General features: G+C 60.9%; 1 protein-coding gene. It reads left to right on the plus strand.

What is annotated here, in order from left to right; all coding sequences use genetic code 11:
* On the plus strand, positions 1-238 hold a 238-nt coding region (locus tag MO867_RS23080; protein WP_252473490.1), incomplete at both ends, for an efflux RND transporter permease subunit.

The raw sequence follows: 238 nt of genomic DNA on the forward strand, positions 1-238 counted from the left end.
TTGGCTTTATTCTGGTGCTGGGTATAGTGGTGGACGATGCCATTGTGACCGGGGAAAACGTCTACAGTCACATGCGCCGGGCCGAAAGCAGCCTGCATGCGGCCATTCGCGGCACCGAAGAAGTCGCCATCCCGGTGACCTTCGGTGTGCTCACTACGGTGGCGGCCTTTCTGCCGCTGGCGTTTATCGAGGGCGGGCGTGGCGTGTTCTTTGCGCAGATTCCGGCGGTGGTGATTCC

Source organism: Microbulbifer okhotskensis (assembly GCF_023895975.1).
GTDB lineage: Bacteria > Pseudomonadota > Gammaproteobacteria > Pseudomonadales > Cellvibrionaceae > Microbulbifer > Microbulbifer okhotskensis.